The organism is Nitrospira sp. KM1 (assembly GCF_011405515.1).
Lineage (GTDB): Bacteria > Nitrospirota > Nitrospiria > Nitrospirales > Nitrospiraceae > Nitrospira_C.
In genome coordinates, this window is the sequence record NZ_AP022671.1 from 104,231 (window position 1) to 127,304 (window position 23,074).

Sequence of the window (23,074 nt, forward strand, 5' to 3'; positions counted from 1 at the left end):
AGAGAAATTGAATGTCCTCGTTCAGTAGGTGGCTCCCCCGAGATCGGGGTCCGGTGCCATCTGGCCTTCCGAGAATTTCAGCGCCGTTCCGCGATGTTCGAAAAAAATGATTCCCCGATCGGTCATGCCCTCATAGGTCAGTACGATCTCGCTTTCCTCGCCCTGCCAGTTTAACTGTTGTAATGCCCCCTTGGTCGTCTGACCTGGCGTACGGTCCAAGGGACCATAGCGGGATTGGAGATAGGAGACGACCTGATCGTGTGTGCCTTTGCCGTGGTAGCGGACGACGACTCTCGCAAACTGACCGTTAAATGTGAGCAGCCGCATTGAGTCAATGTTCGCGTTCCCGAGTGGAGGAGCGCCCTGCTTGAGCTCATACCCTTTGATCGTGGGGGTATCCTCTACGAGTTGAAAATCGGCGGACTCGGAAAATGCTGCGCCCCAGGGAATGCCCTCAAAGCCTTTTGGATCGTTGAGCATAGGAACGGCGCCGACCGGCACAAGCGGTCCGAATAGGCCTAATACGATGATTGTCAGAAGACCGGCGAGGCGGGTCATGGGAGGAACGTCGGTCCCACGCTTCGGGCCCGACGACGGTGTGGCGATGGCGGTATGAAGGTCACGCATCGAACCCTCGTTGGGGATTATCATACCGCTCATCTTGGAAAAGAGAAAGAGCGTGGCCGAACCAACTTGCGTAAGCTGGTGTGATGTGTGACAAACAACCGACCGTTCATCAAATGGGTGAGTCGAGACTCTAAGGATGTCTATGAGTGAATCCGGCCATGCGAGCGATGAGTCGATTCACCGCCTGTATGATCGTCTCATCGAAGGGTGGAACGCGGGTAGCGGGGAGGCCTTTGCTTCAGTGTTTGCCGATGACGGAGATTTGATCGGCTTCGACGGGTCACACTTCAAGGGACGGGACCAGATAGGTTCATTCCATCAGCGATTGCTCGATACCCACATGAAGGGCTCGCGCCTCGTCGGCCGCATCATGAGCGTGCGATTTGTGAGTCCCCACGCGGCCGTGCTTCATGCGATCGGCAGCACCATCATGCCCGGCGCCTCGCGGCCGTCGCCATCGAGAGACTCGATTCAAACGATGGTGGTGATTCATCGCGATGGTGAATGGCGTTTGGCGGCTTTTCAAAATACGAGAGTTCGCCCTTTGGGCCATCATTGGGGAGGAACGGCGATCTGGATGGTAACGGATTGGCTGTGGAAAATCTTCGGACGGAAGGTTTGAAGCATCGTCGCGGAATGTTTCTTGCTGACGATATTTTCCGCTTGGGCACGGTTCCGGCCCATTTTATAATCGACCATCGGGGACCATAAACACGAAACACGGAGGGCACAATGGGAACACAGATTGAAATCAAAGACCCGGCTCGAGCCAAGAGTTTTTTTGAGGCGAAGATGTCATTTACAACAGGCCCGACCGAATTGGAGCGTATGATCAAAAATAATGAGGTCAATGTCGTCGATGTTCGGGCGGAAGAGGATTATGCCAAGGGACACGTTCCGGGCGCGGTCAATCTGCCTAAGGATCAGTGGTCCACCGAAAAGGGATTGCGAAGAGACAAAACCAACGTCCTGTATTGTTACTCGATAGTTTGCCATCTCGCGGCCACCGCCGCGGTGGAATTCGCGGGCAAGGGCTATCCGGTGATGGAACTCGATGGCGGATGGCGTTGGTGGCAAGACGATGGATACGACATCGAAAAATAATTAGAGTGGGATCAGACGTTGGGCCGAACGAGTCTGGGGTGTGGCCGATTGCTCGGGATGTCCTGTACGACATGCCCATACCCATTGCCCTGGTCCGATCTGGTTCATCAAATGTGGAAACCCTTCCGTGAACGGGTAGCGGCTAGTACGCAGGAGATGTCTTCATGACCAACCCGAAACATGCAGCGGAGCCCACGCCGGAATTGTTTTTTCAAACGGCCAATGCCTATCAGCGATCGCAAGCCATAAAAGCGGCCATCGATCTGGATTTGTTTACGGCAATCGGGGAAGGGAAGAATACGACAGATTCCCTGGCAGCCCATTGCGGGGCGGCAGCTCGGGGCGTGCGCATTCTCAGCGACTATCTCACCATCCAGGGTTTTCTGATCAAGAACGGAGATCGGTACCAACTTACGCAGGACTCCTCGGTATTTCTCGATAAAAAGTCACCGGCATATATTGGAGCGTCTCTGGGTTTCCTGCACGCGCCGAAGTTCACCGATGCCTTCCACCACCTGACGGCTTCCGTCAAACAAGGGCGGACCGCGGCGGGGGGAGACGGGACTGTTGAGCCGGAGAACCCCGTCTGGGTCGATTTCGCCAAATCAATGATTCCACTGATGATCAAACCGGCTCAAGGGATTGCCGATTTCGTCGGCAAGACTCAACCAGGAGTCAAACGGGTCCTCGATATAGCCGCCGGGCACGGCATATTTGGAATCGAAATCGCCAAACGCTGCCTGAGTGCGGAGATCGTAGCGCTCGATTGGCCGGCGGTGCTGGCTGTTGCCCAAGATCTTGCCCGACAAGCCGGCGTGCAGGAACGGTACCGGACGATCGCAGGAGATGCTTTTCAGCAGGATTTTGGACAGGGCTACGATCTGGTGTTGCTCACGAATTTCCTCCATCACTTTTCCATGGACACCTGCGAATCCCTCTTGCGCAAGATCAAACGGTGTCTCACCCCAGATGGGCGGGTGCTGACGCTTGAATTCATCCCAAACGACGATCGAATTACCCCGCCCATGGTGGCCGAATTCAGTCTCATTATGCTGGCCACGACGCCAGGGGGGGATGCCTACACGCTCAAAGAATACGATCGAATGTTCAAGGCCTCGGGATTTTCAAGGACTGATCAGCATGTGGTACCGGGGTCCATGGAGCAGGTGCTCGTATCCTATGTATGAGATGAGACTGTTGCGCTGTATTGAGTCACTCTGAAGTACCCAAGGCCGAGCCCGTTCGTTTAGTCCTTAGTCTGACCCGCCGTCAATCTGACCGTCACCCATCCGGACGAGAAGTCGTACTGCCTGAGGGAGCACCATCTCAATGAAATTCGGGAAGGTCTTACGGCCGGATCTGAGAGGATGGTAATGTCGATTGAGCGGGGAGTGACCGAGCAGATTTGGCCCGTTGCGGCGGAAAGTGGGTGAACATTTCATGGACGATGGTGCGAATACGTTCGTCTCGCTGCTCAGAGGTCAAGCCTGGGTCGACCGTGCCGTCGGCTGTCGCGCGCCAGACCAAAATATTGGATGAGACGTCCACGACATCGACAAGCAGAGTGCCGCTGAGAGATGCCGGAGATGCCGGCGTCGATGTTGGTGCATGTCCTCCGGCATAACGGCTGTCCGCGGAGCGTGTAAACGGGATTCCTGACATTCCGGGAGAATAATATTGGCTGGACATGTCCGGGACAAGGTCGTTCAGTCCGACATGGTAGGCCACGTAGAAGTCGGGTTTTCCGGTCGCAGGAGATGTATATCCCTTTAGCCGCAGTTGTCCACCGACCGCGATCCGAATGCGCATGTCTACGTCAGAATTATCTAGACGTGAATCGCCAGTTCGTTCTTGAGGGCCGGGCAGCCATTCATATGTGCGATAGGTCGTGAAATCAGTGTTCCGATCGTAATCATACCCCACCTTGGCTGACGTGCAGGCTCCGGTGAGAGATGCGATGAGCAGGAAGAGGAACGGCATCAACGGTGAGACCCTCGTCGGTGTCATTTCTTCGGTGGGAAATGCTCAAGCATGCCGTGAATGATGTAGTGAATACGCTTGTCGCGCTCCTCCGGGGTCATACCTGGACTCACCTCCGCCAGGGCAGACCCCTGCCAGACCAATTGTTTTGAGCCGGCATCGACAATGTCGATGAGCAACGTCCCTTCTTTGTATGCCTGGATGTCGTTGATCGTCGTGTAGGTACCATGAGACATGTCTCCGATATAATTTTGAGTCGATGCTCCCTTCATCATGTCCTTCAGGCCTGCATGATAGGCGACATAGAAGTCCGGTTCCCCGTTGATGGGAATGCTGAAGCCTTTGGCGCGAAGCTCATCGGCAACGGCTGTGCGAATGCGAGTGTCCAGCAGGGTATTGTCGATGCGGGCATCTCCGGAAACCTGTTGTTGTTCCGGTCCCCATTCAAACGTGCGATACCCACGGAAGTTGGCGGTATGATCATAGTCATATCCGATCTTCGGAGCCCCACAAGCCGTGACCGCGAAGATCAGCGGGCAGATACATGTCGCGAGCGCTTTATGCATAGCGTCTATAGCGGATGGTAGCAGAAGGCATCGCACTAATGAAGGTGCAATGTCAATAATCGCATGTCCAGAGCGGGGTCGCCGCCGCCGGGGGAATCGTAAGGCGGAGGTCGAATGCCGATAGCGTGAGGGGCAAAGCCATGACTCAAACATTGCATCTGCGTACAGAGCACCTAAAGGAAGGCCTGTGCTCGGTATTCGTCACTCATACTACTGCCGCGTTGACCACGGGAGAGATTGGAGAAGGGACAGAGTGTGATTTTCTCGAGATCATGGAGAAAATCATACCTTCGATTCAGTTTCGTCATGCGCACGATCCAGTACATGCATGGTCACACATGGCAGCCTCGATCATCGGTCCGTCGCTCACCATTCCAGTGCGCGGAGGAATGCTGGTTCTGGGTACATGGCAATCCGTGATGCTTGTCGAACTCGATGGCCCTCGCGAGCGACAGGTATACGCAACGCTTACCGCGGATAGGTGAACTGAAAGCCGCAGCATCCGGCATCAGATGCTGCGGCTTTCTAGCAGCATGAATTAGGAGGGGTCCTCTACTTTGAGAATCTTGAGTTTCACCACGATAGCCTTGCCGGCCAATGGATGATTATAGTCCATGACCGCCGAGCCTCCGGACAGGTGGGTCACGGTTGCAGATTGTCCAGCTTTGTCTTGCAAGATGTCACCTTCTTTTGTTCCGTCCGGAAGATCCACCTTGGGTATCGTTTTCTGCTTGCCGGCGTCATAGGGGCCGAACCCGTCCTCGGCAGTCAGTTCAATTTGTTTCTCCTCTCCCGTCTTCATGCCCGTCACTGCGCGTTCGAGCGACGGCAGCAGTTGGTGCTTCCCCTGCACGAACCGCCCCACGTCTTTCACCTCGAAGGCCGTGTTGCCTGGCACCGTAATATGATAAATCAGCGTGACGTTCGATCCCTCGGTGATCGGATGAGATTCCTGCGCCAGTGCGGGCTGGATAATTCCCCCGATGATCAAGGTACCGAAGAGCGAAAGCATCATTCCCAGTTTCACAATTGACGGCGGCATAGTTCCTCCTTTCGATTCCTGATCGGATTTGTTTCACCAAGCATCAGGGTTTCACATCATCGTGAATCTGGTCAGCCGCGGATGGAGACGATTCGGACAGTTTTGTCATTTTTATGATTCTGTCGCTCAGGTCGATTTCAATACTGACCTGATCTCCTCTCGCGACTTGAATCTGTAAGATTTTCGGATCGCTCACCGGAAGGGTCCAGGTGGTGCCTTCTCTTGTCTTGAAGGTAATGGTTCTCTCACTTTGGTCGACACCCACAATCGTACTGGCGTTGAAGGTCGTATCCGCAGTGCTGATTGAAGGAACAGATACAATCAGCATCCAGAGAAATGCCCCCGTCAAAATTCGAAAAATCATGGCTCACCTCCTAGCGAGTGGTCGAGGGTTGTCCTACGAGACATGGTCGTTACTTAGTCCGCAAGTATTGTTCCGCCTCGCATCGGCCAGTGTCTGTGGCGAAATGCCAGAGGTTACAATACGTTGTGAGATATTGGCGCGGGCAGAAAGAAAGTGGAGGAAATCTAAGAGAGGGCATGGTGTCCGTTCGATTTATGTGTATACAAATAAAATTTGGAATATCGCGTACATAGCCTGAACAGACATTCTGTCTTTGAAGAATTAAATTTCCGTTGCGGTAACCAAGTAAAAGGTTTGGAAGTCACTGAAAATGCAGTCTTTTTATTAATTCCATTCTTGGTATCAAATATGCTGATAGTCATGCATATGATTTTCATGAGAGCCATTGTCACGCAATGTGCGGGGGTTATCGTATTCAGCTTATTCACAGGTTGTAGTTTGGTTGGCATGGAAGACTCAGTTCAGGTGAGTGCCGCCTCTTCTAGGAAATCCGATGACGAAGGCGAAAAAAATCTCGCTGCTATTAAAGCGATTGTCGCCGCCGAGCAAAAACGAGGGGTGGATAGTTCGGGCCCGGAATATGTGAACTCACACTTCACACGCCCAAATGCTTGGCCGCCGGACTGGACCAAACCGTACTCCGCGCCGACCAGACTTTCTGACGATGAATTGGAGCGTTCGACGAATTCTCGAACCAAACGCAAGACTTCGGGGACGCCTTAACATGCCGGAAGACGGACTGCCTTAGGGCGATCCATAGGTATGCGAAAACTCGTCTGCCACCCGAGTCACCCCTGCATCACATGCCTCTCGTGCGCGTGCACGTTGGAGAGATTCCATAGGGCATTTGCCTCACTTGATTAGCCTAGACTGCGACTTTTCCCCGGCCCCCGAGGTTCTTTTGGAGCATTGTGAGCCAGCCGGCTGGCTGGTTGAATGCAAGAATGCCGGGAGGTGATGTGCCGTGTTGTTTCGGTCAAGGCCAGATAACATCCTGATTCAGCGAAGGAGGGAATCATGGCGACGACGATCAATACTCCCAAGAAACTGACTGCTGACAATTTCGATACAGAGGTTCTGCACAACTCGAAACCTGTGTTGGTCGATTTCTGGGCCGAGTGGTGCGGCCCCTGCCGGGTGATGGGTTACGTGTTGGAAGAGTTCGCGCAAGAAATCGGCGAAGGCGTCGTCATCGCAAAACTGAATGTTGATGAACATGCCGATATCGCGGCCGGCTACCAAGTGCAGTCGATCCCCACGATGCTCTTATTCAAGGACGGACTGGTCGTGGATCGTATCGTGGGAGCTGTGCCGAAGAAGGTCGTGGCTCAGCGACTCGCTGCCATCAAACCGGCTTGAAGATCAGCGGCCTGCGCCGCACGCGCAGGCTGCTCCTATCATTCTGCGATCAGGTTACGATCGCACGTCCCCCATTCGCCATCGGTCCCTCTTATTACGCAGGCTCAATATTCTTCCTTTACATCCCATCCATTTTACGGTTTATTGCGACCGATCTTGGTGGACCGAGACCGGCTTGAGAACGGCCCATGAGTTCAAGGTGGAGAGGCAGCAATGCCAAAAAAACTCAGTGCGGGAATTCTTCTCTTTCGCATGCAGAATGACCGGCTACAAGTGTTGCTGGTTCATCCTGGCGGTCCATTTTGGTCCAAAAAGGACGAGGGCGCCTGGTCCATTCCAAAAGGAGAGTACGGAGAAGGAGAAGACCCTCTGGCGGTCGCCAAGCGTGAATTTCAGGAAGAAACCGGATCTGACCTGCAGGGCGAACCGATTCCCTTGTCTAAGCTACAACAGCCTGGAGGCAAGGTGATCTCGGCCTGGGCGGTGTCCGGCGATCTGGACCCGGCAAACGTCAAGAGCAATATGTTCACTCTCGAATGGCCTCCGCGTAGCGGCCGCCTGCAGGAATTTCCCGAGATCGATCGGGCGATGTGGTTCGACCTTCCGACCGCCAAGAGCAAGCTGTTGGCGGGCCAACAGCCATTTCTTGACCAGCTCCAGCGATTGGTGTCATCCGCTGGATCTCTTGCGAATTCGGCACCCTGCGACCAATGACCGCCATCCGAATTGTCCATGCTCAGCCCGAGGATGCGATGCTGGTTGCGGACATGGTCGGATCCCTTCTGAATGAGATTATGGAGGCGGTCAAAGAAAAAGCATTTGCATTTGACCGGCAAAAAACAGCGGAGAGAGCCGACCGATGGATTCAAGATGGCAGGTACACTGTGCTGCTTGCCAGGTCGGCTGATCAAGCCGGTGCCGTGGCATTTCTCACTCTTTGTGAGAGGTACGCCCTGTATACGGACGGGGCATTCGGTATCATTCCGGAATTCTATGTGTGCCCTGCCTATCGATCTCGAGGAGTCGGCAGCGCGCTGCTCGCCGAGGCTGTACGCATCGGTGAGGATAAGGGATGGCGCCGTCTTGAAGTGACCACACCGCCTCTGCCCCAGTTCGATCGGACGTTGTCTTTCTATAGCAGACAGGGATTCACCATCTCCGGCGGGCAGAAGCTCAAGCTCACCCTAGGGTCATAATGAGAGACATCTTGAATTGAATACGATCCCGAACAGCCCCGCCGTTCAGCGATCTCTTCAAACGCAGTCATAGACCCTCACGCTCATCCTTGCCATCAAACAAATCGGAAGTATTTGTTTGGGAAGCAGGTATTCTCACTGCTTGTCTCTTCGATGACCTGTTCCTTCCTTCACAGCGAGCACTCACGTTCTACTTTTTGGGATTGTTTTGGATCTTTCCCTGCGCTCTGGCGAACGTTCGGAAGAGGGGCCTGCTGACTCGGTAGGTTGGCCCGTCGGACATGGTCTCGCGTCGTGAGGCGAAGGCTGAGCAGAGCAGGAGACGATTTGGAGGAAGGAAGAGAATTGGTCTCAGGGGAATTGACGGCGGTTCGTTCTTCGTCGTGCAAGCTGCTCGCGGATTATCGATCCGATAATGAAGAAGGGAAAAGCGAGAAACAACAAATACCATGATGTCCACAGCATCGGGTCCTGCATAGTGTCTCCTTTGTCGCAAAGTTCTACGCAATCGTCATACCCTGATCTGCAGCCGACCGCACGCCGAGAATCCTTCAAGATCTGCAACCATTGTGATCAGGTACCCGCCACATCTTGTGTCACCTTCCGGGGTCTCGAGTGCAACTGCTGTACTCTTGTCGTCAAAACGACACGAATTGTGCCTGAATCCCACAGGATATATTTGCCTACTTGCCCCTGTAGGCAGAATGCTCCGGTTGATTGCTTGGTATTCCGAGGCTGGATACAGGCGTGGGGTTGAGACTGCGTGAACAATCCTCTATTGTTTCGTCCGTGGAGAGGGCGCATGCACCTGAAAGCCAAGTAGGTGACCAGCTGGCAAAGCTGCGGACTCAACTGGCAAATGAACGTACCTTGCTGGCCTATGTCAGGACCGCAGTGGGATTTATCGTCATCGGAGTTCCCGCCGTCTGGTTGATCGATCATCCGCATGCGAGCATCGCCGGCTGGGTATCGATCGGAGCTGGTATGGCTATATTGCTGGGAGGAATTTGGCGATTTGTTCGCGTCAAAGATCGTATAGGCAAAGAGCAGAAAGAGGCATGAGCCAGCCCCGCATGAAGCCAAAATGCATCCGGTCGGCCAGGGCGACGTGGATTTATTGGAACTGTTCGTGGTCTTTTCCGAATTGCGGATGGTATGGGCCCGCAGGCAAGCCCTGTCCGGGACGTCCGGCGGCGAATGCGTTAGCCTGGATCGCCAACGGACGATAATCCACCGTACTGGCTGTCAGCGCCGCACTCAGTGCCGCGCTCGCCAATGCCCCGATCAAGCCGCCGCCACCGGCGCCGCCGCTGCCTTGAGCGAGGCGTTCTTCATGTTTCCAGAGCAACGTGCCCGTTGCGGTATCGACCAGGCGGTATTGCGCCCCTACGGTAATGCTTGATGCCAGGACAACGTACGAAGTCGTCCAGTCGATGATGGTGACATACAGCACGGCATCTGCGCCGAAGAGTGCCTTGAATTGGGACGGCGGAACCGCTGCGATGGCGCCCTCGTCCGTGGCTCCCAAATCCGTCAAAATATCCTGGACCATCCAGACCGGAAAGACGTAGTAGCCTCGTTCGGCAAACGCCGTGCTCACCGTGGTCAGGAAGACCGACGGAGCGTCCACTGCCGTGGTTGTGTTGGCTGGAGGAACGATGACGATCGAGCGGGGTTGGTGTTCATAGAATGTGTCATATACGCGTGGCGGCGGAGGCGACGTGACGCAACCGGATAGCGTGATCAGTACAAAAACTCTGAGAAGAGGCGACACCGGGGTCATGAGGCAGGTTTCTTTTCCAATCCTTGTTGCGGTTCTGGTGTTTTCCGGTCCTGCATGCGACTGATCATGTTGTACATTAACGGTTGAGATTCCGGATAAAGCGCGGCTTCTTTCTGCAGTTCAGCGATCGCGTCGTCTACTTTCCCTTGCTTGAATAGAAGGTAGCCGTAATCGGCGTGAACTCCCGGCGCCACGTTGTGTTTGCCGTCCGTCGGTGCCTCGTTGATTGTCGTGGCCAGCATGGTCGCGGCGCTGGATTCTCCCTGCTCTCCGGCGTTCTGGTGGCGAGTGAGCAAGCTGTCTTCATACGACCCCCAATAAAAATGGGTTGACGGACCGCAAGTGGCCAAACTGAGAAGCAGTGCGCAGAAGGCCGTGCGTGGAATCGTGCGGCGTATCATCGGATGTCGATCGTCCGTGTAGAGCCGGTGCCGACATAGACCTTCTGTTTCAGCCGGGTGGCCCCAGCCTGGCGGATTTCGACGTCGTGCGTCCCGGGTGTGACACCAAGCTGACCTCCGGATCGATAGGCGTCTCCAGAGCCGATCGATGCCCCGTCCAGGAAAATCTCGTCGTGACCGGAAATATTGGTAAAGCGAATGTACCCCTCGTCTTTGTTCTGATCGACGTTCGAAGTCGTGGTCTGGGAGACTGGCCCGAAGATGGGAGCGAAAAGTCCGCAACCGGAGAGGAGGAGAGGGAGCAACCGCAATCCCGGACGCAACAGATTCGTGCTCATGAGCCCTCCTCCCGTTAGAATTGAATCAGATTGTCGGTTGTCGGAGCCGGCCCGGTGACAAGGCGGCAGATCGAACCCTCGTTCGTTTCACTGTCTCCAAAGAATGAGACGACCAGGAGCTCGCCGATCTGGGCGTTCGGGAGCTGAACATTGAAGCCCGTTTGCGGGCTCTTGATCACCTTACCCGGAACCATCACCTTCAGATGATCGCCCGCGCGGAGCCCCTGCCGTTCGCCGCCCGAGATGATGACGTTGGTCCCTTCGACGCTGAGCACGTTCGTCGTCCATGGCTTGTCGGAGAGCTTATTGATGAGTTTGTCGATGAGATTGACCACAGCGGCCGACAGGGCCTTGTCGCCAAGGGTAGAGTCAAAGGTCGCGCGATCCCCAAGTCCCAGAATCGTCGATTGATCCAGCGTGGCGTCTCCCGCTCCATCGTCGCTGAAAAATGCGTGACCGGTCCGCGGGTCCACCAGTCGGGCATTCACTTTTGCGTGGGCGATCTGCTGCCTGGAACGCGAGAACATCTGCACTTCTCCAACGTCCTTACGACCAAACTCGGCAATGGAACCGAAGATCAACGCATCGACCCCGACAAGGTTCTTTTTGAACTGGTCATGGCTCAACCCCATCAGCTCGCTTTCGGCCTCGAGTTTGTTGAGATCGGTGCGCTCCAGGACAATAAACTTTCCGGAGCGTGTCAGCTCTGTGGAGAGCATATCGGCGGCTTGTTTGCCCAGACGGTCAAAGTTCGGATCGCGATTGTAGGCCTCACCAAATAGGCTTGATGAGCCGCCTTTGGCTTCATTGGTGAACCGTGCGACTGCCACCTTGCGTTTCAGCAGGCGGGTCGACGAATTGACGCCGGCGGTCGTCGGGTTGACCGGAGCCTGGGCGGCAGGATTGGGGGAGGAAGGCCGTGAATCCACGACCTCGCGTTTATCGTAACTCGCACACCCGGTTATGAGAAGGAGGGAGGCACCAAGAGCCGCAATCTGTCTCATGAGCACCTCATGGAGGTTTGAATCGACACGTGTAACTACAAAAGACGGTAACAGAAAGCATTGCGGTCAGCAAGGGACGTTCCGGAGAACTGGCGCCCATGGCCAGTCGGACCTGATGGGGATCGGCTTCAGATTTGTCCGCTTGCCACATGCGTGCGTGGAGCGTAATATCGGGCTCTCATCACAATACAAAGATGGAGGTGCTTGCTATGGCTGCGCGCTCCACTTCATCATCCCAAAAATCCAGGCTTTCAATCGACCGAAGCATCGACTTGATGCGAAAACAGCTTGACGGTCTTGCGCCGTTTTTGCGCAAGGGGAAGCCGAATCGCAGTCTCGACGAATTCGACTTGGAAACGGAACGATTGATTGCGGATCTGCTCGGAGAAACGTCTTCGCTGTTGGACGCCTACGAGTATGCCCAGTGGGGTGAAGCGGCAGGTCTTGTGAACATGACGGAAGAAGCTCCGGAGAGCATTGGACTGGATAGCGAGCGGCAAAGTCTCTTTCAGCGAAGCCGCGTGCTTGAAAGTTGCGTGTCGGAGTTGGAAGCCAGACGCGCCAATGGATCCAAAGCACCGCAATCGGGCCGGCATCTGCTCACCGGTCCGCAAGTGGCTGAGCATATGTCGCCTGAATCGAGAAGCGTCTCGCAGACGGCCACGCTACGCGAAGCCGGAAAACTCATGGAGAAGTGGAAGACGGGGTCGCTCCTCGTGACGGACAATCAGACCTACGTAGGATTCATCACCGATTCTATGCTTGCACGGGATGTCGTGGCCAACGGACTCGATCCCAACACGACGCCGGTCTCATTCTGCGCCCGAAAGCCGCTGGTCGCCATTCATGGAGATCGTCCGCTGATTGAAGCGGTGCGCATGATGAAGGAGCAGGCCACCAGGCATTTGGCCGTTGTGCAGGACGGTTCCATTATCGGCGTCATTTCGGTCTCGAACATACTTCGCTATTATTCCGGCGTCGTATAACCGACGCCGAGAACGGTTGCTACGCCTGTAGGAGGAAATCATGGGACCAATGAAGACGGTTGTCAGAGACCAGGCTTTGTATGAGGCGAAATCCGGAAAACTCATCAAAGATGGATTCGCCGATTATCGGGAAGTCGAAGCGTATGTCAAACACCACTATCTCGCGTTGCCGGTGGTCGACAATGCGGGAAAGGCCTGGGTTCTCGACGACGGCCCCATTTACTGTCTGCACGGCAGCCAATATGAACTGTTGAACGATCAACGCGTCCATCTGTCGCGTTGTCCGGATTGCGGAGGAATGGGAATCCGGGCCGACGAATTCGTCGTCGAGTCCGACTGTATTCGATGCACTCAATGTGGACATGAGTTTGATGCGAGATTGGAGATGATGGAGACCTGATCCATATTGTTGTATTGTCTCCATTCTGATCGGTAAGTTTGCTGCGGTTCCTCCATCGGAACGACGGTGGGCGGCCAGCGCCCGGCCGCTCCCAATCTATTTGATTAAGGCCACCGGCAATCATACTCTCATGGGAGAGATCTCTTTGTAGGCGCCCATGAAAGACGGAAAAGATCCCTCAAGCCACTGCTCCAGAACACTCCAGCGCCGGCAATTCCTGAAGATCCTCGGTGTGACCGGATCCGTACTGGCGTTGAATCCAGCGAGCGGGACGAGGAGCATGCTCGCGACAGCCGTTTCCCATGCGAGGCCGGCGCCGGGAGATATTCCGAAGCGCCCGCTTGGCCGCACCGGTATCGAGGTCTCCGTTCTCTGCTTTGGAGGCGCTCATTTGGGACGGATTCAGGACGAGTCGGAGGCCGTCAACCTTCTGCACCACGCGATCGATGCCGGTATCACGTTTCTCGACAATGCCTGGGAGTACAACGGGGGAAGATCGGAAGAATTGATGGGAAAGGGGCTTCAAGGACGCCGGCAACAGGTCATCCTCATGACGAAACTGTGTTCTCATGGACGTGACAAGAAGGTGGCTATGCGGCAACTCGAGGAATCCCTCCGCCGACTGAAAACCGATTATCTCGACCTGTGGCAAATCCATGAAGTCGTGTACGACGACGATCCCGACCGGCATTTCATGCCTGGCGGTGCCACCGATGCACTTTTTGAGGCCAAACGGCAGGGCAAAGTACGTTTCATCGGTTTTACAGGACACAAGCATCCCAAGATCCATCTCGACATGTTATCGCGGAACTTTCCGTTTGATACGTGCCAGATGCCGCTCAACACGTTCGACGGGTCGTACCGCAGTTTCGAGCATGACGTCCTGCCGGTGCTCAATGAACGCGGGATCGCACCAATCGGAATGAAAAGCCTGTCAGGAAACGCCGAACCCATTAAACAGGGAATTCTGACGCCGCAAGAAGCGATGCAATATGTGTTGAGTCTGCCGATCGCATCCCTCGTGAGCGGAATCGATTCTCACGACGTGTTGAAGCAGAACATCACGATCGCGCGACACTTTTCTCCGATGTCGACGGCTCAAATGGACGGTTTGCGGAAACGTGTAGCGGCGTTCGCCATGGATGGGCGGTACGAGCTGTTCAAGAGCACGAATCGATACGATGGGCGTATCGGCAAGGAACAGCACGGGCTGGCCTAAAACCGACACGGGCTCCCATAAACACTGATTGGGAATAGATCAGAGCCGGTTGGATTTGCTGCAAGTCATCTTCTCAAGTCATCCTCTAATGTCGAATAGCTCGCCGCACGACCCCGGGATGTCGAACCCCTCTCACGATGACGTGCGAGACGTCGGTTGGTCCATTGGTCCCTTGCACATTGTAGTCTTTGATATTCGCGAATCTGCCGGCGTGCGGAGCGCTTGTGTTGCACAGCCAGCAGTCCAGTCACATGAATTGCTGAGATTCGAACATCAGCGGAAGCGACTCGCACGAAAAGCGCAGGAATGAGAGGTATGCATCCTGCAAGACGGTCTGGACTGATGAAAACACAGTTCGATCGAGGAGTTAAAGATGCCTGGTTCTCCTGAATTCATATTCCTCCCCATCCCTGTTCCAGACTCATCTGCATGCCGGACAGAGATGTCCCAATGCTGTCACAAAACTTCGCGCTGCTGTTCTATGTGAACGGCGATCAATAGGCCTATTTCAATACAAAGTTCGGCTAGCAGACATTCCGCAATATTGCGGAGCATCACCAGGAGGAGATTCTATGGCTGTCACTGCTCAGGCAGTTTCCTTGATGTCATTCTCGGATTGCTCAATCGATGAATGGCTTCTGAGCACCCTGCAGATGCGTGGGCCACAAACGCTCACTGACCTTAGCAACTCGATACCGGACGCACAGAGAACACCACTGTTCCTGGCCGTAGACCGCCTCAGCCGCTCGGGAGACATTGTCGTCGGATGTCCGACCTGCGGCGATTACATGATTTCGGCGCGACACCAAGTCATTGCTAAAGGTGCAAGCAATCACAGTGCGCACGACGTCGAGCTGAACGGCTGCATAAAGGAGGATACCCGTGATTAGAAACGGTTCGCTCATTGCTTCTCACACGGATGAGATCCAACGTCCAGCGGCCTCGGTCATGGCCGAGCCCCACGACGAGGAACAATTCTGGGACCAAGCGGACCCGTATGGGCGGCCCGGACTTCTCGTTCTATCCTCGAGCTTCAAGATCCTGCATATCAATCCTGAGGCGGAAGAAATGCTGAGATTCCTATGCTCGGACGATTGCAGACCAGACGATTGCGATTGGAGACCGATTCACCTGAAACGGCTGGCCGGCGAACTGCTGCGCCCGGTCCGTCTTCATGGCGTGGGAATTCCCGATCGCGCAGGCATTGCCTATGTCAGGATCGTCATCAGCATCGAGGAGGTCGTGCCTCGTTGTGCACCGTCCACCTGTTCGAGACCCACAAGTCACGGCCGTGAGGATCTGACGCACAAAACCGAGGGATGAAGTCTCATAAATTGAATAAGCACGTACGGGGGTAACCAACATGAGAAGCGGCCGCTCGAAGAGCACAAACCAGGAATGTCCGCATTGCCATCAGGATAAGCTAGTGCAGACGGGGATCTACTGGTGCTGCGGGGTATGTCGCTATGCCATTACGCATGCCGCTCTTCTCGTCGACTGCGGCGAGACAGTAGTGCGTGCCTCATACCATCGAGAGTCGCAGGGCGGTCTGAAGCCATCCTGATGACATCAACGACGGTCCATCCGATCATGGGTTTTTACATGAGCGGTTGGGCATTGAAAGAGAGGGGCACGTGATACGCATCGGAGACAAAGCGTTGACGTTTCGCTTTCCAGCCGTCGTCGACGGCGAAGTGTTCTACGTCGATACTGAAAAACTCTTGGGACAGTGGGTCGTCCTCAGTTTTGTACCCGTTCTTGGAGAATCCGAGCGCGCGATTTGGAATCGGCAAGGGAAACAGTTGATCGCGCTGGGAGCGGCCCTGCTCGTGGTTCCATCCGAGGCCCGGGCTGTTCACCAGGCGCGGTTTCTTCGTGCAGGGCAAATGTACTTCACGATGGTCGGCGATCCGCTGGAACGGTTGCAGCGCCTCTACGGAGACCGGACCGCACAGTCAATGGGACGTGGGCGAACGTTTCTGATCGACCCGGAAGGGTTTGTTCGATTCCATCTTCTGCACACCGTTTCTGAGCGGGGCATGACTCTTTTGATTGAGCTGTTGCAGGCGCATCAAGCCTCGGAAACGCAATATCGATCCGCATCCGCCGGGCGTTTACGTCAGGCGCAAGCATGCGGCCCACGACCCAGCACAACGAGCGGGAAGATTCGAGCGATGAGAAGAGACGTGTCAGTTTCATGAAGAATTTGCAATGAGAATGATCGCCGAACATGTGGTGATCGCAGGAGAAGGGGCGCTGCTATTTGGGGCGGTGCTTTTTGTGCTGGCCATGCTTCGGGACTTTTGGGGAGCACGAAGCGGAGATGAATGATGAACAGGAAACGATAGTGCCGTGGATCAAGGCGGTAACTGTTCATCTCACGGTCAACGGGAGGATACAAGGGGGACCTATGTCTATCGCCTGTTTGAATCAAGACAATTCATCGGATGTCAACGAGCCCGATTCTCAATGCTGTCCTCCGATGCTCTGCCTGGGAAGGCAGCGACGGCTCTGGTCGAGAGTATCCGAATATGTCTTTCATTCAACGGGAGGATGACATGACGGTGATTATCATCGGCATTGCGACGGTGACGGCTTTGGTGTGGGTCGTAGCGGCTAGTCTGGCAAACGAATCCGATGTCCGAAGACGTCTTGATGCTCGAGACAACCAGAGCGGAGGTGGCGAGGAGAAACGGCGCGTCGTCTATGACGAATCTCAACGAGCCGCATAAGACGCAGAGGATTTGTCCGTCGATCCGCGCCCCACGGCGGTCTGGTCGGGCCGTGCTCCATTGGCGGCTCCGCAATTCGCGGGGGGATTCGGTGGGAATCCCATTCCCCCGCTGCAGCCAACATAGCCTGGTACAGATCGGGATCTACTGGTCCTGCGCAGCATGCCAGTATGCCATTAGTCAAGCGGCTCTCCTCATCGAATGCCAAGGAATATCCAGGCGTGCCGGATATTCTTCTCATCATCCCGAACGTCACGGCCGTGATGAAGCGGTCGCGAGCATACCCACCTGGCCAGGCTGGAAGGGCGGGCCTCGGCGGTCCTTGTGTTGATCTGCAAGCAGGGATCAGCACGAATTGCTGATTCTTCCGCAGTCGGCGCGGGTGTAACTCAGGAGATGGCTGAATCAACTCCAAAATCGTCAGTGGCATCGATTCTGCTCTTCTGACATTACCGACGGCACCTGTGAACGCACGTCGACGAGGAAATCAGTGAGACGATTGCGACCAGTTCCCTCCGGTGCAGATCGTGTTCTGAAGAGCGGCGGAGCGACGGCATGACGACCGAGGTCGCTCCGTCGGTCAGCCTCGCCCAGCTTCATGAGTCCAAACCCGACAGGGTTACGATCGTGGTCTTGAGCGGTGACCTGGACCGCGTGATGGCGTCCTTCATCATCGCGACCGGTGCGGCGGCGATGGGGATGCACGTGACGATGTTTTTCACCTTTTGGGGCCTCAACGCCATCCGCCGAAAAGGAGCGGCAAGTGCGGCTCGTGATTGGCTGCGCCGCACGTTCGGCCTGTTGAACAAGGGCGGGGCTGGACGATTGCCGTTGTCGCGATTCCATTTCGGCGGGCTCGGCACAAGGATGATGCACCGCGTGATGAAGCAGAACCGGATGCCGGGTGTACCGGAATTGCTGCAGACCGCGCAGGATCTCGGCGTGCAATTCATCGCCTGCACGACGACGATGGGGTTGATGGGAATCACCAAAGACACGTTGATCGACGGCGTGGATCAGTTGGCCGGCGTCAGCACCTATCTAGCCGAGGCCAAGCAAGGCCGCGTGAATCTCTTCATATAGGTAAAGGTCGATGTCAGGGCTCAGGCTGAGATCGCTGTGGATTGCCGGGCCGCAATCTAACCTCAGCCTTCATGGAGTTGTTAATGGCACAGGCCGATGTCACGCTCGACACCCTCGGACTTCTCTGTCCGATGCCGATCATTCTGACTGCGAGGAAGATCAAAGAGCTGGCCGTCGGGCAGGTACTGGAAGTGGTTTCCGACGATGAAGGGATCAAGAGAGACATGCCGGCTTGGTGCCAGACGACCGGGCATGAGCTGGTGGGGCTTGAAGAGCAGATCGTCGCGAGCAAGCCGGCCTACAAGGCGTTCGTCAGAAAAGTCAGATGAGTCCGCGGCCCGCGGCAGCTCGGCTGCATTGTGAGGGTATCCCGGGCGCCAAGGGCAAGATGGGAGGGCTTGATGAAATGGCAAAAAAGGGTCCGTTCGCCCACGCGGGCTGTGTATATCGGGCTTGGGATCATTCTCATGTGAGTCGGCCTCTGGTCGGCCTGTTCGTCGAACAACACGGATGTCTCTTCCCCTGCATCGGCGGCGGGTTATGAAGTTTGGGTCAGCGATCAGGCCAATACGCAAGGTATTACCGGAGCGGTTTCCGACGGCACTCACGCGGGACATGTGCTGGTCTACGACGGCGCCGATCTCGAGAAGACGCCTCCTGTCGATAATCCGCGGATCTTGGATGTGACGGCCGATCTCTTCCGGAACGCGAACGTGACGACCGGCGCGCACGTGAGCCGCATCCACGACTATGTGTATAGGGCAATGAATTTTGTCGCCAGCGGCCATTTGGGCATCGTGCATGGCCAAGCGAAAACACCGGTGTGTCTCTTCCGCACGACAGCCTTACCACCACCGGGGTGTGCGGCACGACTACCGGTACGGCCGTGACCAACGATCCGACGCCGGACTTGGGTGATGTATCGCTCGGCGGAAATCCGCAAGGCGACCGCATCTATGTCGCTCTTCGCGGGCCGTTTCCACTGACCGTCGCCCATGCTGTGGACGGCAGTTGTCCCGGGCTCGGCCTCGTCAAGCTCTCCGCCGACCGGCGGCCGGGAGAGCTCACGGCGGTGCTCGGCACCACGGTGCTGGACGGAAACGGCGCGCGCAATTTGAGCGATCCCCATGCGGCGATCGTCCGCGCGAAAACATCTTAGGAGCGAAACCATGGCGTTGTTTCTCATCGAAAGCAAGCTGATTCCCGGCGAACGGCGACGGATCACGCAGATGCTGGACCGCTTGGCCGCGGAAGCCAAGCAGGCCGGCGGCGACATCGTGGAAGCGCAGGTGAGCGAGGAGGCGGCGCGCGTCATCATCGTGCTGGACATCGGGGACGCTCGCGGGGCGCGTCATGCGGTCGAGAATGCGGGACTCGACATCCAACTGCTGAAAGCCGTCAGGCTGGTGGGTCAGGACTTGCAGGCCATCAAGCAGCGCAAGGGAACCGCCAACTATCTCGTGGAGTGGAATCTTCCGGCCGGGCTCAGCATGGATGCGTATCTGAAACGCAAGGCTGAAAAGACGCCGCTCTATGCCGAGGTTCCCGAGGTGAGTTTTGAGCGGACGTATGTCTGCGAAGACATGAGCAAGTGCCTCTGTTTGTATGCCAGCCCCGACGAAGACGCCGTCGTGCGCGCCAGGAAGGCTGTGAGCGCTCCCATCGACGCCGTGAACAAAATCAAGAACGTCCGGTAGCAAAACAGCTCATGGCCGCCATATCCGATCGATTGCGGACATTTCTGGCGCAGCGCGCGGACGGCATGAACGACGGGACCGTCCCCGGTGAACAAGCCATTCACGCCATTGCGCAGGAAGAATGGCTGGGGTTGGGGGTTCCTGCGCGCCTGGGCGGATCCGGAGGGCCGCTGCTCGGCGCGATTGAATCGATTGCCGCGGTCTCGGAGTATTGCCTCACGAGCGGCTTCCTGCTGTGGTGCCATCGTATGCTCATCGAATATCTGGCACACAGCGAGAATCCATGGCTGCATGAGCAGGTATTGCCCCGGTTGCTGACGGCCGATCTCCATGGCGCAACCGGTCTGTCGAATGCGGTCAAACATTTGGCGGGAATCGAGCCGTTACGGGTGGAAGCGGAGCTTCGAGCGGAGAACGTGACGATCAACGGATCGCTGGCCTGGGTCTCCAATTTGGCGCCGGGCGGGTTCGCCGTGGCGGTCGCCGCGCGGACCGGCGGTGACCGATGGGCGGTCATCGCGGTGCCTTCGTCCGGCAAGGGAGTCGAGGCGGGAAAAGAATTGCCCCTGTTCGGACTGGGCTCCTCGCTGACTGCACCGATCCGGTTCGACCGGGTCTCGTTGCCCGCGACCTGGCTGATTCATGAGGACGGCGAGACGTTTTTGCGCCGCATACGGGCGCGATTCGTGCTGCTCCAGATCGGCCTGTCGCTGGGGCTCGCTCGGAGGTCGCTCAGCGAGGCCAGCTCGGCCGGGAGAGACCTCACGCAGGGCTTGGCAAAGCGTGCGGACACGATCGCGGCGACATTGCGCCGGTTCGAGGAGGCCGTTCGTGAATACGGATGCGCAGAGTCGCTCGACCCCGAGGAATTGCCCCATGTCTTCGAGTTGCGGATCGCCTTGGCGAACCTCGCGATCGAGGCGGTGTGGTTCGAGCTGCAGGCCAAAGGAGGACGGGCCTATCTCAAGGGCTGTGGGACGGGGCGCCGGTTGCGGGAGGCTGCCTTCCTGCCGATCGTCTCGCCCACATGCGTGCAGCTCGAGGAGGAGTTGAATCGTCATTATATGAGAGCGCCGGTATGAGCGGCCTCCCGCCTCCTCTAATAAGCGATCATCACATTTCACACGGCCGGAAGAGGGCTGATCCGATGTCTAACGCGCGTGAGCACGGCCATTCACAGCCGGTTCTGGCGGCGAAATCGCTGACCAAACACTACGAGACGAGCCGCGGCACGGTCGCGGCGTTCGAAAGGATCGACCTCACCGTCTCCAAAGGTGAATTGGTATGTTTGCTGGGAGCCAGCGGATGCGGAAAATCCTCTCTGCTCCTGACGTTGGCCGGCCTCTACCGGGCGACCTCGGGCGAGGTGCGGCTGTATGGGCGGCGCCTGGACGGGCCTGACCCAACAGTAAGTCTCATCTTTCAGGACCCCTGCCTGCTGCCCTGGCTCAATGCGCGGCACAACGCCGCCTTCGGTCTCCGGTTCAACCACAGCCGGCACGTGACGCGCCGGGAAACGATCGAGCGGACGGACGACGCGTTGCAACGCGTGGGATTGCATGGATGTGAGCTCAGATATCCGGCGCAGCTCTCCGGAGGCATGGCCCAGCGGGTGTCCTTGGCCAGAGCGCTGGTCCGCCGGTCTGAGCTGCTGCTGTTGGACGAGCCGTTCGGTGCGTTGGACGCGATCACCCGCCTGGAGATGCAGCAGCTCCTCCGCTCGTTGATTCACGAGCAGGCTTGCACCGCCGTCTTGATCACGCATGATATCGACGAAGCGCTCCTCCTGGCGAACCGCGTGTTGTTGATGGGCGGCTCGCCGGGCCGGATCTGCCATGAATGGGTCGTCGACATTCCTCATCCGCGCGAGGAACATCCGCGTCCCCTCGGAGAATTGCGTCTGGACGTGTTTCGAGAGCTGGCACATACACTGGCAGGCCAAAGGGCCGATGTCGTAACCCGCACGAATGGTGGTTCAACGGAGGACACATGAGTCATCTGACAAGACGAGATCTCCTCAAGATCAGCGCCGCGCTGGCCGCGGCTGCGGCCGGCACGCTCCGGAAGCCCGGCGGTCTGTGGGCCGCGGCGGAGAAGACCGACGATCCGCCCGTACGGATCGGGTATCTGCCGATCACCGACGCGACGCCTCTCCTGGTGGCCCACGCCAGAAAATTGTATGAGGCGGAGGGCCTGAGCGTGGAGAAGCCGCGGCTCTTCCGTTCCTGGGCGCAAATCGTGGAAGCGTTCGTATCCCGGCAGGTCAATGTGATTCACCTGCTTTCGCCCACGACCGTGTGGGTGCGTTACGGCACGAAATTTCCCGGAAAAATCGTGGCCTGGAACCATTTGAACGGCTCCGCGCTCGTGAGCAATCACGATATTCAGACTCCGGCGCATTTCGGAGGCAAAACGGTCGCCGTCCCGTTCTGGTATTCGATCCACAACATCATTTTGCAGCACGTGCTGCGGGAAAACGGACTGACGTCGGTCGTTCAGGCGCGCGCGGCCGGGCTCGGCAAGCAGGACGTCAAATTGGTGGTCATGGCGCCGCAGGACATGGTGCCGGCGCTCGCCAACCGCAGCATTGCCGGGTATATCGTCGCCGAGCCGTTCAACGCGCTGGCGGAGAATCTCAAGACCGGCAAAGTGCTCCGGTTCACCGGCGATGTCTGGAAAGAGCATGCCTGCTGCGTCGTGTTCATGCACGAGGCGGATCTGCAGCAGCGCAAGGAGTGGTCCCAGCGGGTGGTCAACGCCATCGTGAAAGCGCAACTGTGGATCAGGGGAAACCGCGACGCGACAGCGCGCCTCCTGGCGAAGGATGGCGAGGAGCATTACACACCGCATGCTCTTCCCGTGCTCGAACGGGTGCTTACGCCGGGAGATGATACCGGCTATATCGAGCAGGGCGCGATTCGCCATGTCGGCTGGAAGTCTCCCCGGATCGATTTCCAGCCCTATCCCTATCCGTCCTATACGGAGCAATTGATCCGCCTGCTCAAAGAGACCGCCGTCGAGGGAGACGCGGGATTTCTGCGCACACTCGAGCCGGCATTCGTCGCACGGGATCTCGTGGACGATACGTTCGTCAAGACGGCCATCCTGCAGGCCGGGGCGCTAAAGGCGTTCGGCTTGTCCGAGCAGTTCTCCAGACAGGAGGCGGTGGAACAGTGACCGAGGCGGTGAAACG

General features: G+C 56.8%; 33 protein-coding genes. 24 read left to right on the forward strand and 9 right to left on the reverse strand.

All coding sequences use genetic code 11. From position 1 onward, the window contains the following. Positions 1-21: 21 nt before the first annotated feature. Positions 22-627 (reverse strand): hypothetical protein, encoded by a 606-nt coding sequence (locus W02_RS00480; protein WP_173043738.1) that lies wholly within the window; start codon positions 625-627, stop codon positions 22-24. Between the two features lie 142 nt (positions 628-769). Here W02_RS00480 and W02_RS00485 point away from each other — a divergent pair, with 142 nt between their 5' ends. From W02_RS00485 to W02_RS00495, 3 genes are all read left to right on the forward strand, one after another. Next, positions 770-1,249: an SgcJ/EcaC family oxidoreductase gene (locus W02_RS00485; RefSeq protein ID WP_173043740.1), complete on the forward strand. Its 480-nt coding sequence runs from the start codon at positions 770-772 to the stop codon at positions 1,247-1,249. Between the two features lie 110 nt (positions 1,250-1,359). Then, a complete protein-coding gene (locus tag W02_RS00490; RefSeq protein WP_173043742.1) occupies positions 1,360-1,731 on the forward strand; it encodes a rhodanese-like domain-containing protein in 372 nt (123 codons plus the stop codon). A gap of 164 nt (positions 1,732-1,895) precedes the next feature. Then, entirely contained in the window at positions 1,896-2,918 is a 1,023-nt protein-coding gene (locus W02_RS00495) for a cyclopropane-fatty-acyl-phospholipid synthase family protein (RefSeq protein ID WP_173043744.1), read from the forward strand. Between the two features lie 160 nt (positions 2,919-3,078). Here the strand turns inward: W02_RS00495 and W02_RS00500 are convergent, their stop codons facing one another. Together W02_RS00500 and W02_RS00505 are read right to left on the reverse strand one after the other, a co-directional pair. After that, a complete protein-coding gene (locus tag W02_RS00500; RefSeq protein ID WP_173043746.1) occupies positions 3,079-3,711 on the reverse strand; it encodes a DUF4136 domain-containing protein in 633 nt (210 codons plus the stop codon). A 23-nt stretch (positions 3,712-3,734) separates the two neighbouring features. Further along, positions 3,735-4,277, reverse strand: coding sequence for a DUF4136 domain-containing protein (locus W02_RS00505; protein ID WP_173043748.1), 543 nt, complete (start codon positions 4,275-4,277; stop codon positions 3,735-3,737). A gap of 140 nt (positions 4,278-4,417) precedes the next feature. On the opposite strand from W02_RS00505, the gene W02_RS00510 reads away from it, so the two are divergent. Then, positions 4,418-4,762 carry a secondary thiamine-phosphate synthase enzyme YjbQ gene (locus W02_RS00510; protein WP_173043750.1) on the forward strand — a complete coding sequence of 115 codons (345 nt, stop codon included), beginning with the start codon at positions 4,418-4,420 and terminating at the stop codon, positions 4,760-4,762. A 53-nt stretch (positions 4,763-4,815) separates the two neighbouring features. Here W02_RS00510 and W02_RS00515 read toward each other — a convergent pair whose 3' ends face one another. Beyond that, positions 4,816-5,319: a peptidylprolyl isomerase gene (locus W02_RS00515; protein ID WP_173043752.1), complete on the reverse strand. Its 504-nt coding sequence runs from the start codon at positions 5,317-5,319 to the stop codon at positions 4,816-4,818. 43 nt (positions 5,320-5,362) lie between these two features. Further along, positions 5,363-5,683 (reverse strand): hypothetical protein, encoded by a 321-nt coding sequence (locus W02_RS00520; protein ID WP_173043754.1) that lies wholly within the window; start codon positions 5,681-5,683, stop codon positions 5,363-5,365. A 213-nt stretch (positions 5,684-5,896) separates the two neighbouring features. Between W02_RS00520 and W02_RS00525 the strand changes: the two genes are divergently transcribed. The 5 genes from W02_RS00525 (at position 5,897) to W02_RS00545 (ending at position 9,300) form a co-directional block, all read left to right on the forward strand. Beyond that, positions 5,897-6,406, forward strand: a complete 510-nt coding sequence (locus tag W02_RS00525; RefSeq protein ID WP_173043756.1) for a hypothetical protein — start codon at positions 5,897-5,899, stop codon at positions 6,404-6,406. Positions 6,407-6,700: 294 nt separating this feature from the next. Further along, positions 6,701-7,042: a thioredoxin gene (trxA, locus tag W02_RS00530; RefSeq protein ID WP_173043758.1), complete on the forward strand. Its 342-nt coding sequence runs from the start codon at positions 6,701-6,703 to the stop codon at positions 7,040-7,042. Between the two features lie 213 nt (positions 7,043-7,255). Then, complete coding sequence (locus W02_RS00535) at positions 7,256-7,756, forward strand: NUDIX domain-containing protein (RefSeq protein ID WP_173043760.1); 501 nt, start codon at positions 7,256-7,258, stop codon at positions 7,754-7,756. A gap of 38 nt (positions 7,757-7,794) precedes the next feature. Continuing rightward, on the forward strand, positions 7,795-8,238 hold the full coding sequence (locus W02_RS00540; protein ID WP_232068610.1) for a GNAT family N-acetyltransferase: 444 nt from the start codon (positions 7,795-7,797) through the stop codon (positions 8,236-8,238). Between the two features lie 747 nt (positions 8,239-8,985). Then, positions 8,986-9,300 carry a YidH family protein gene (locus W02_RS00545; RefSeq protein ID WP_173043764.1) on the forward strand — a complete coding sequence of 105 codons (315 nt, stop codon included), beginning with the start codon at positions 8,986-8,988 and terminating at the stop codon, positions 9,298-9,300. A gap of 52 nt (positions 9,301-9,352) precedes the next feature. Here the strand turns inward: W02_RS00545 and W02_RS00550 are convergent, their stop codons facing one another. Genes W02_RS00550 through W02_RS00565 form a run of 4 tightly spaced genes read right to left on the reverse strand, consistent with a single transcriptional unit; the run spans position 9,353 to position 11,764 of the window. Beyond that, positions 9,353-10,021 (reverse strand): GNA1162 family protein, encoded by a 669-nt coding sequence (locus W02_RS00550; protein ID WP_173043766.1) that lies wholly within the window; start codon positions 10,019-10,021, stop codon positions 9,353-9,355. Then, entirely contained in the window at positions 10,018-10,422 is a 405-nt protein-coding gene (locus W02_RS00555) for a DUF4810 domain-containing protein (RefSeq protein ID WP_173043768.1), read from the reverse strand. Before W02_RS00555 ends, W02_RS00550 begins: the two co-directional genes overlap by 4 nt. Next, the gene (locus W02_RS00560; RefSeq protein ID WP_173043770.1) at positions 10,419-10,760 is read right to left on the reverse strand and encodes a hypothetical protein; all 342 of its coding nucleotides are present in this window, start codon (positions 10,758-10,760) and stop codon (positions 10,419-10,421) included. Before W02_RS00560 ends, W02_RS00555 begins: the two co-directional genes overlap by 4 nt. A 14-nt stretch (positions 10,761-10,774) precedes the next feature. Continuing rightward, positions 10,775-11,764, reverse strand: coding sequence for a CsgG/HfaB family protein (locus tag W02_RS00565; protein WP_173043772.1), 990 nt, complete (start codon positions 11,762-11,764; stop codon positions 10,775-10,777). Positions 11,765-12,039: 275 nt separating this feature from the next. Here W02_RS00565 and W02_RS00570 point away from each other — a divergent pair, with 275 nt between their 5' ends. The 15 genes from W02_RS00570 (at position 12,040) to W02_RS00640 (ending at position 23,058) form a co-directional block, all read left to right on the forward strand. Then, positions 12,040-12,750 (forward strand): cyclic nucleotide-binding/CBS domain-containing protein, encoded by a 711-nt coding sequence (locus W02_RS00570; RefSeq protein ID WP_232068611.1) that lies wholly within the window; start codon positions 12,040-12,042, stop codon positions 12,748-12,750. Between the two features lie 40 nt (positions 12,751-12,790). Then, positions 12,791-13,150 carry a hypothetical protein gene (locus W02_RS00575; RefSeq protein ID WP_173043776.1) on the forward strand — a complete coding sequence of 120 codons (360 nt, stop codon included), beginning with the start codon at positions 12,791-12,793 and terminating at the stop codon, positions 13,148-13,150. A gap of 157 nt (positions 13,151-13,307) precedes the next feature. Further along, positions 13,308-14,369 carry an aldo/keto reductase gene (locus tag W02_RS00580; RefSeq protein WP_173043778.1) on the forward strand — a complete coding sequence of 354 codons (1,062 nt, stop codon included), beginning with the start codon at positions 13,308-13,310 and terminating at the stop codon, positions 14,367-14,369. 882 nt (positions 14,370-15,251) lie between these two features. Next, positions 15,252-15,692: a hypothetical protein gene (locus W02_RS00585; RefSeq protein ID WP_173043780.1), complete on the forward strand. Its 441-nt coding sequence runs from the start codon at positions 15,252-15,254 to the stop codon at positions 15,690-15,692. Between the two features lie 311 nt (positions 15,693-16,003). Beyond that, positions 16,004-16,570 (forward strand): redoxin domain-containing protein, encoded by a 567-nt coding sequence (locus tag W02_RS00590; protein ID WP_173043782.1) that lies wholly within the window; start codon positions 16,004-16,006, stop codon positions 16,568-16,570. A gap of 357 nt (positions 16,571-16,927) precedes the next feature. After that, positions 16,928-17,101, forward strand: a complete 174-nt coding sequence (locus tag W02_RS00595; protein ID WP_173043784.1) for a hypothetical protein — start codon at positions 16,928-16,930, stop codon at positions 17,099-17,101. Between the two features lie 170 nt (positions 17,102-17,271). Then, on the forward strand, positions 17,272-17,463 hold the full coding sequence (locus W02_RS00600; RefSeq protein WP_173043786.1) for a hypothetical protein: 192 nt from the start codon (positions 17,272-17,274) through the stop codon (positions 17,461-17,463). 193 nt (positions 17,464-17,656) lie between these two features. Continuing rightward, entirely contained in the window at positions 17,657-18,184 is a 528-nt protein-coding gene (locus W02_RS00605; protein WP_173043788.1) for a DsrE/DsrF/DrsH-like family protein, read from the forward strand. Positions 18,185-18,267: 83 nt separating this feature from the next. Then, on the forward strand, positions 18,268-18,513 hold the full coding sequence (locus tag W02_RS00610; RefSeq protein ID WP_173043790.1) for a sulfurtransferase TusA family protein: 246 nt from the start codon (positions 18,268-18,270) through the stop codon (positions 18,511-18,513). Positions 18,514-18,801: 288 nt separating this feature from the next. Beyond that, entirely contained in the window at positions 18,802-19,074 is a 273-nt protein-coding gene (locus W02_RS00615; RefSeq protein WP_173043792.1) for a hypothetical protein, read from the forward strand. Beyond that, positions 19,071-19,343, forward strand: a complete 273-nt coding sequence (locus W02_RS00620) for a hypothetical protein (protein WP_173043794.1) — start codon at positions 19,071-19,073, stop codon at positions 19,341-19,343. The genes W02_RS00615 and W02_RS00620 overlap by 4 nt, the downstream gene beginning before the upstream one ends. Before the next feature lie 10 nt (positions 19,344-19,353). Next, positions 19,354-19,881 (forward strand): DUF4242 domain-containing protein, encoded by a 528-nt coding sequence (locus W02_RS00625; RefSeq protein WP_173043796.1) that lies wholly within the window; start codon positions 19,354-19,356, stop codon positions 19,879-19,881. An 11-nt stretch (positions 19,882-19,892) separates the two neighbouring features. Continuing rightward, positions 19,893-20,963: an acyl-CoA dehydrogenase family protein gene (locus tag W02_RS00630; protein WP_173043798.1), complete on the forward strand. Its 1,071-nt coding sequence runs from the start codon at positions 19,893-19,895 to the stop codon at positions 20,961-20,963. A gap of 65 nt (positions 20,964-21,028) precedes the next feature. After that, a complete protein-coding gene (locus W02_RS00635; protein WP_173043800.1) occupies positions 21,029-21,874 on the forward strand; it encodes an ABC transporter ATP-binding protein in 846 nt (281 codons plus the stop codon). Beyond that, positions 21,871-23,058 carry an ABC transporter substrate-binding protein gene (locus tag W02_RS00640; protein ID WP_173043802.1) on the forward strand — a complete coding sequence of 396 codons (1,188 nt, stop codon included), beginning with the start codon at positions 21,871-21,873 and terminating at the stop codon, positions 23,056-23,058. The genes W02_RS00635 and W02_RS00640 overlap by 4 nt, the downstream gene beginning before the upstream one ends. The last annotated feature ends 16 nt before the right edge of the window (positions 23,059-23,074 follow it).

Excerpts from the sequence above, each read along its gene's own strand:
- trxA (WP_173043758.1), top strand. The coding sequence starts at position 6,701 with ATGGCGACGACGATCAATACTCCCAAGAAACTGACTGCTGACAATTTC.
- W02_RS00640 (WP_173043802.1), top strand. The coding sequence starts at position 21,871 with ATGAGTCATCTGACAAGACGAGATCTCCTCAAGATCAGCGCCGCGCTG.
- W02_RS00520 (WP_173043754.1), bottom strand. The coding sequence starts at position 5,683 with ATGATTTTTCGAATTTTGACGGGGGCATTTCTCTGGATGCTGATTGTA.
- W02_RS00565 (WP_173043772.1), bottom strand. The coding sequence starts at position 11,764 with ATGAGACAGATTGCGGCTCTTGGTGCCTCCCTCCTTCTCATAACCGGG.
- W02_RS00600 (WP_173043786.1), top strand. The coding sequence starts at position 17,272 with ATGCCATTAGTCAAGCGGCTCTCCTCATCGAATGCCAAGGAATATCCA.
- W02_RS00635 (WP_173043800.1), top strand. The coding sequence starts at position 21,029 with ATGTCTAACGCGCGTGAGCACGGCCATTCACAGCCGGTTCTGGCGGCG.
- W02_RS00580 (WP_173043778.1), top strand. The coding sequence starts at position 13,308 with ATGAAAGACGGAAAAGATCCCTCAAGCCACTGCTCCAGAACACTCCAG.
- W02_RS00550 (WP_173043766.1), bottom strand. The coding sequence starts at position 10,021 with ATGACCCCGGTGTCGCCTCTTCTCAGAGTTTTTGTACTGATCACGCTA.
- W02_RS00485 (WP_173043740.1), top strand. The coding sequence starts at position 770 with ATGAGTGAATCCGGCCATGCGAGCGATGAGTCGATTCACCGCCTGTAT.
- W02_RS00610 (WP_173043790.1), top strand. The coding sequence starts at position 18,268 with ATGGCACAGGCCGATGTCACGCTCGACACCCTCGGACTTCTCTGTCCG.
- W02_RS00630 (WP_173043798.1), top strand. The coding sequence starts at position 19,893 with ATGGCCGCCATATCCGATCGATTGCGGACATTTCTGGCGCAGCGCGCG.
- W02_RS00595 (WP_173043784.1), top strand. The coding sequence starts at position 16,928 with ATGACGGTGATTATCATCGGCATTGCGACGGTGACGGCTTTGGTGTGG.
- W02_RS00480 (WP_173043738.1), bottom strand. The coding sequence starts at position 627 with ATGCGTGACCTTCATACCGCCATCGCCACACCGTCGTCGGGCCCGAAG.
- W02_RS00560 (WP_173043770.1), bottom strand. The coding sequence starts at position 10,760 with ATGAGCACGAATCTGTTGCGTCCGGGATTGCGGTTGCTCCCTCTCCTC.
- W02_RS00495 (WP_173043744.1), top strand. The coding sequence starts at position 1,896 with ATGACCAACCCGAAACATGCAGCGGAGCCCACGCCGGAATTGTTTTTT.
- W02_RS00515 (WP_173043752.1), bottom strand. The coding sequence starts at position 5,319 with ATGCCGCCGTCAATTGTGAAACTGGGAATGATGCTTTCGCTCTTCGGT.
- W02_RS00540 (WP_232068610.1), top strand. The coding sequence starts at position 7,795 with ATGCTGGTTGCGGACATGGTCGGATCCCTTCTGAATGAGATTATGGAG.
- W02_RS00535 (WP_173043760.1), top strand. The coding sequence starts at position 7,256 with ATGCCAAAAAAACTCAGTGCGGGAATTCTTCTCTTTCGCATGCAGAAT.
- W02_RS00625 (WP_173043796.1), top strand. The coding sequence starts at position 19,354 with ATGGCGTTGTTTCTCATCGAAAGCAAGCTGATTCCCGGCGAACGGCGA.
- W02_RS00510 (WP_173043750.1), top strand. The coding sequence starts at position 4,418 with ATGACTCAAACATTGCATCTGCGTACAGAGCACCTAAAGGAAGGCCTG.
- W02_RS00505 (WP_173043748.1), bottom strand. The coding sequence starts at position 4,277 with ATGCATAAAGCGCTCGCGACATGTATCTGCCCGCTGATCTTCGCGGTC.
- W02_RS00575 (WP_173043776.1), top strand. The coding sequence starts at position 12,791 with ATGGGACCAATGAAGACGGTTGTCAGAGACCAGGCTTTGTATGAGGCG.
- W02_RS00605 (WP_173043788.1), top strand. The coding sequence starts at position 17,657 with ATGACGACCGAGGTCGCTCCGTCGGTCAGCCTCGCCCAGCTTCATGAG.
- W02_RS00490 (WP_173043742.1), top strand. The coding sequence starts at position 1,360 with ATGGGAACACAGATTGAAATCAAAGACCCGGCTCGAGCCAAGAGTTTT.
- W02_RS00570 (WP_232068611.1), top strand. The coding sequence starts at position 12,040 with ATGCGAAAACAGCTTGACGGTCTTGCGCCGTTTTTGCGCAAGGGGAAG.
- W02_RS00555 (WP_173043768.1), bottom strand. The coding sequence starts at position 10,422 with ATGATACGCCGCACGATTCCACGCACGGCCTTCTGCGCACTGCTTCTC.
- W02_RS00500 (WP_173043746.1), bottom strand. The coding sequence starts at position 3,711 with ATGCCGTTCCTCTTCCTGCTCATCGCATCTCTCACCGGAGCCTGCACG.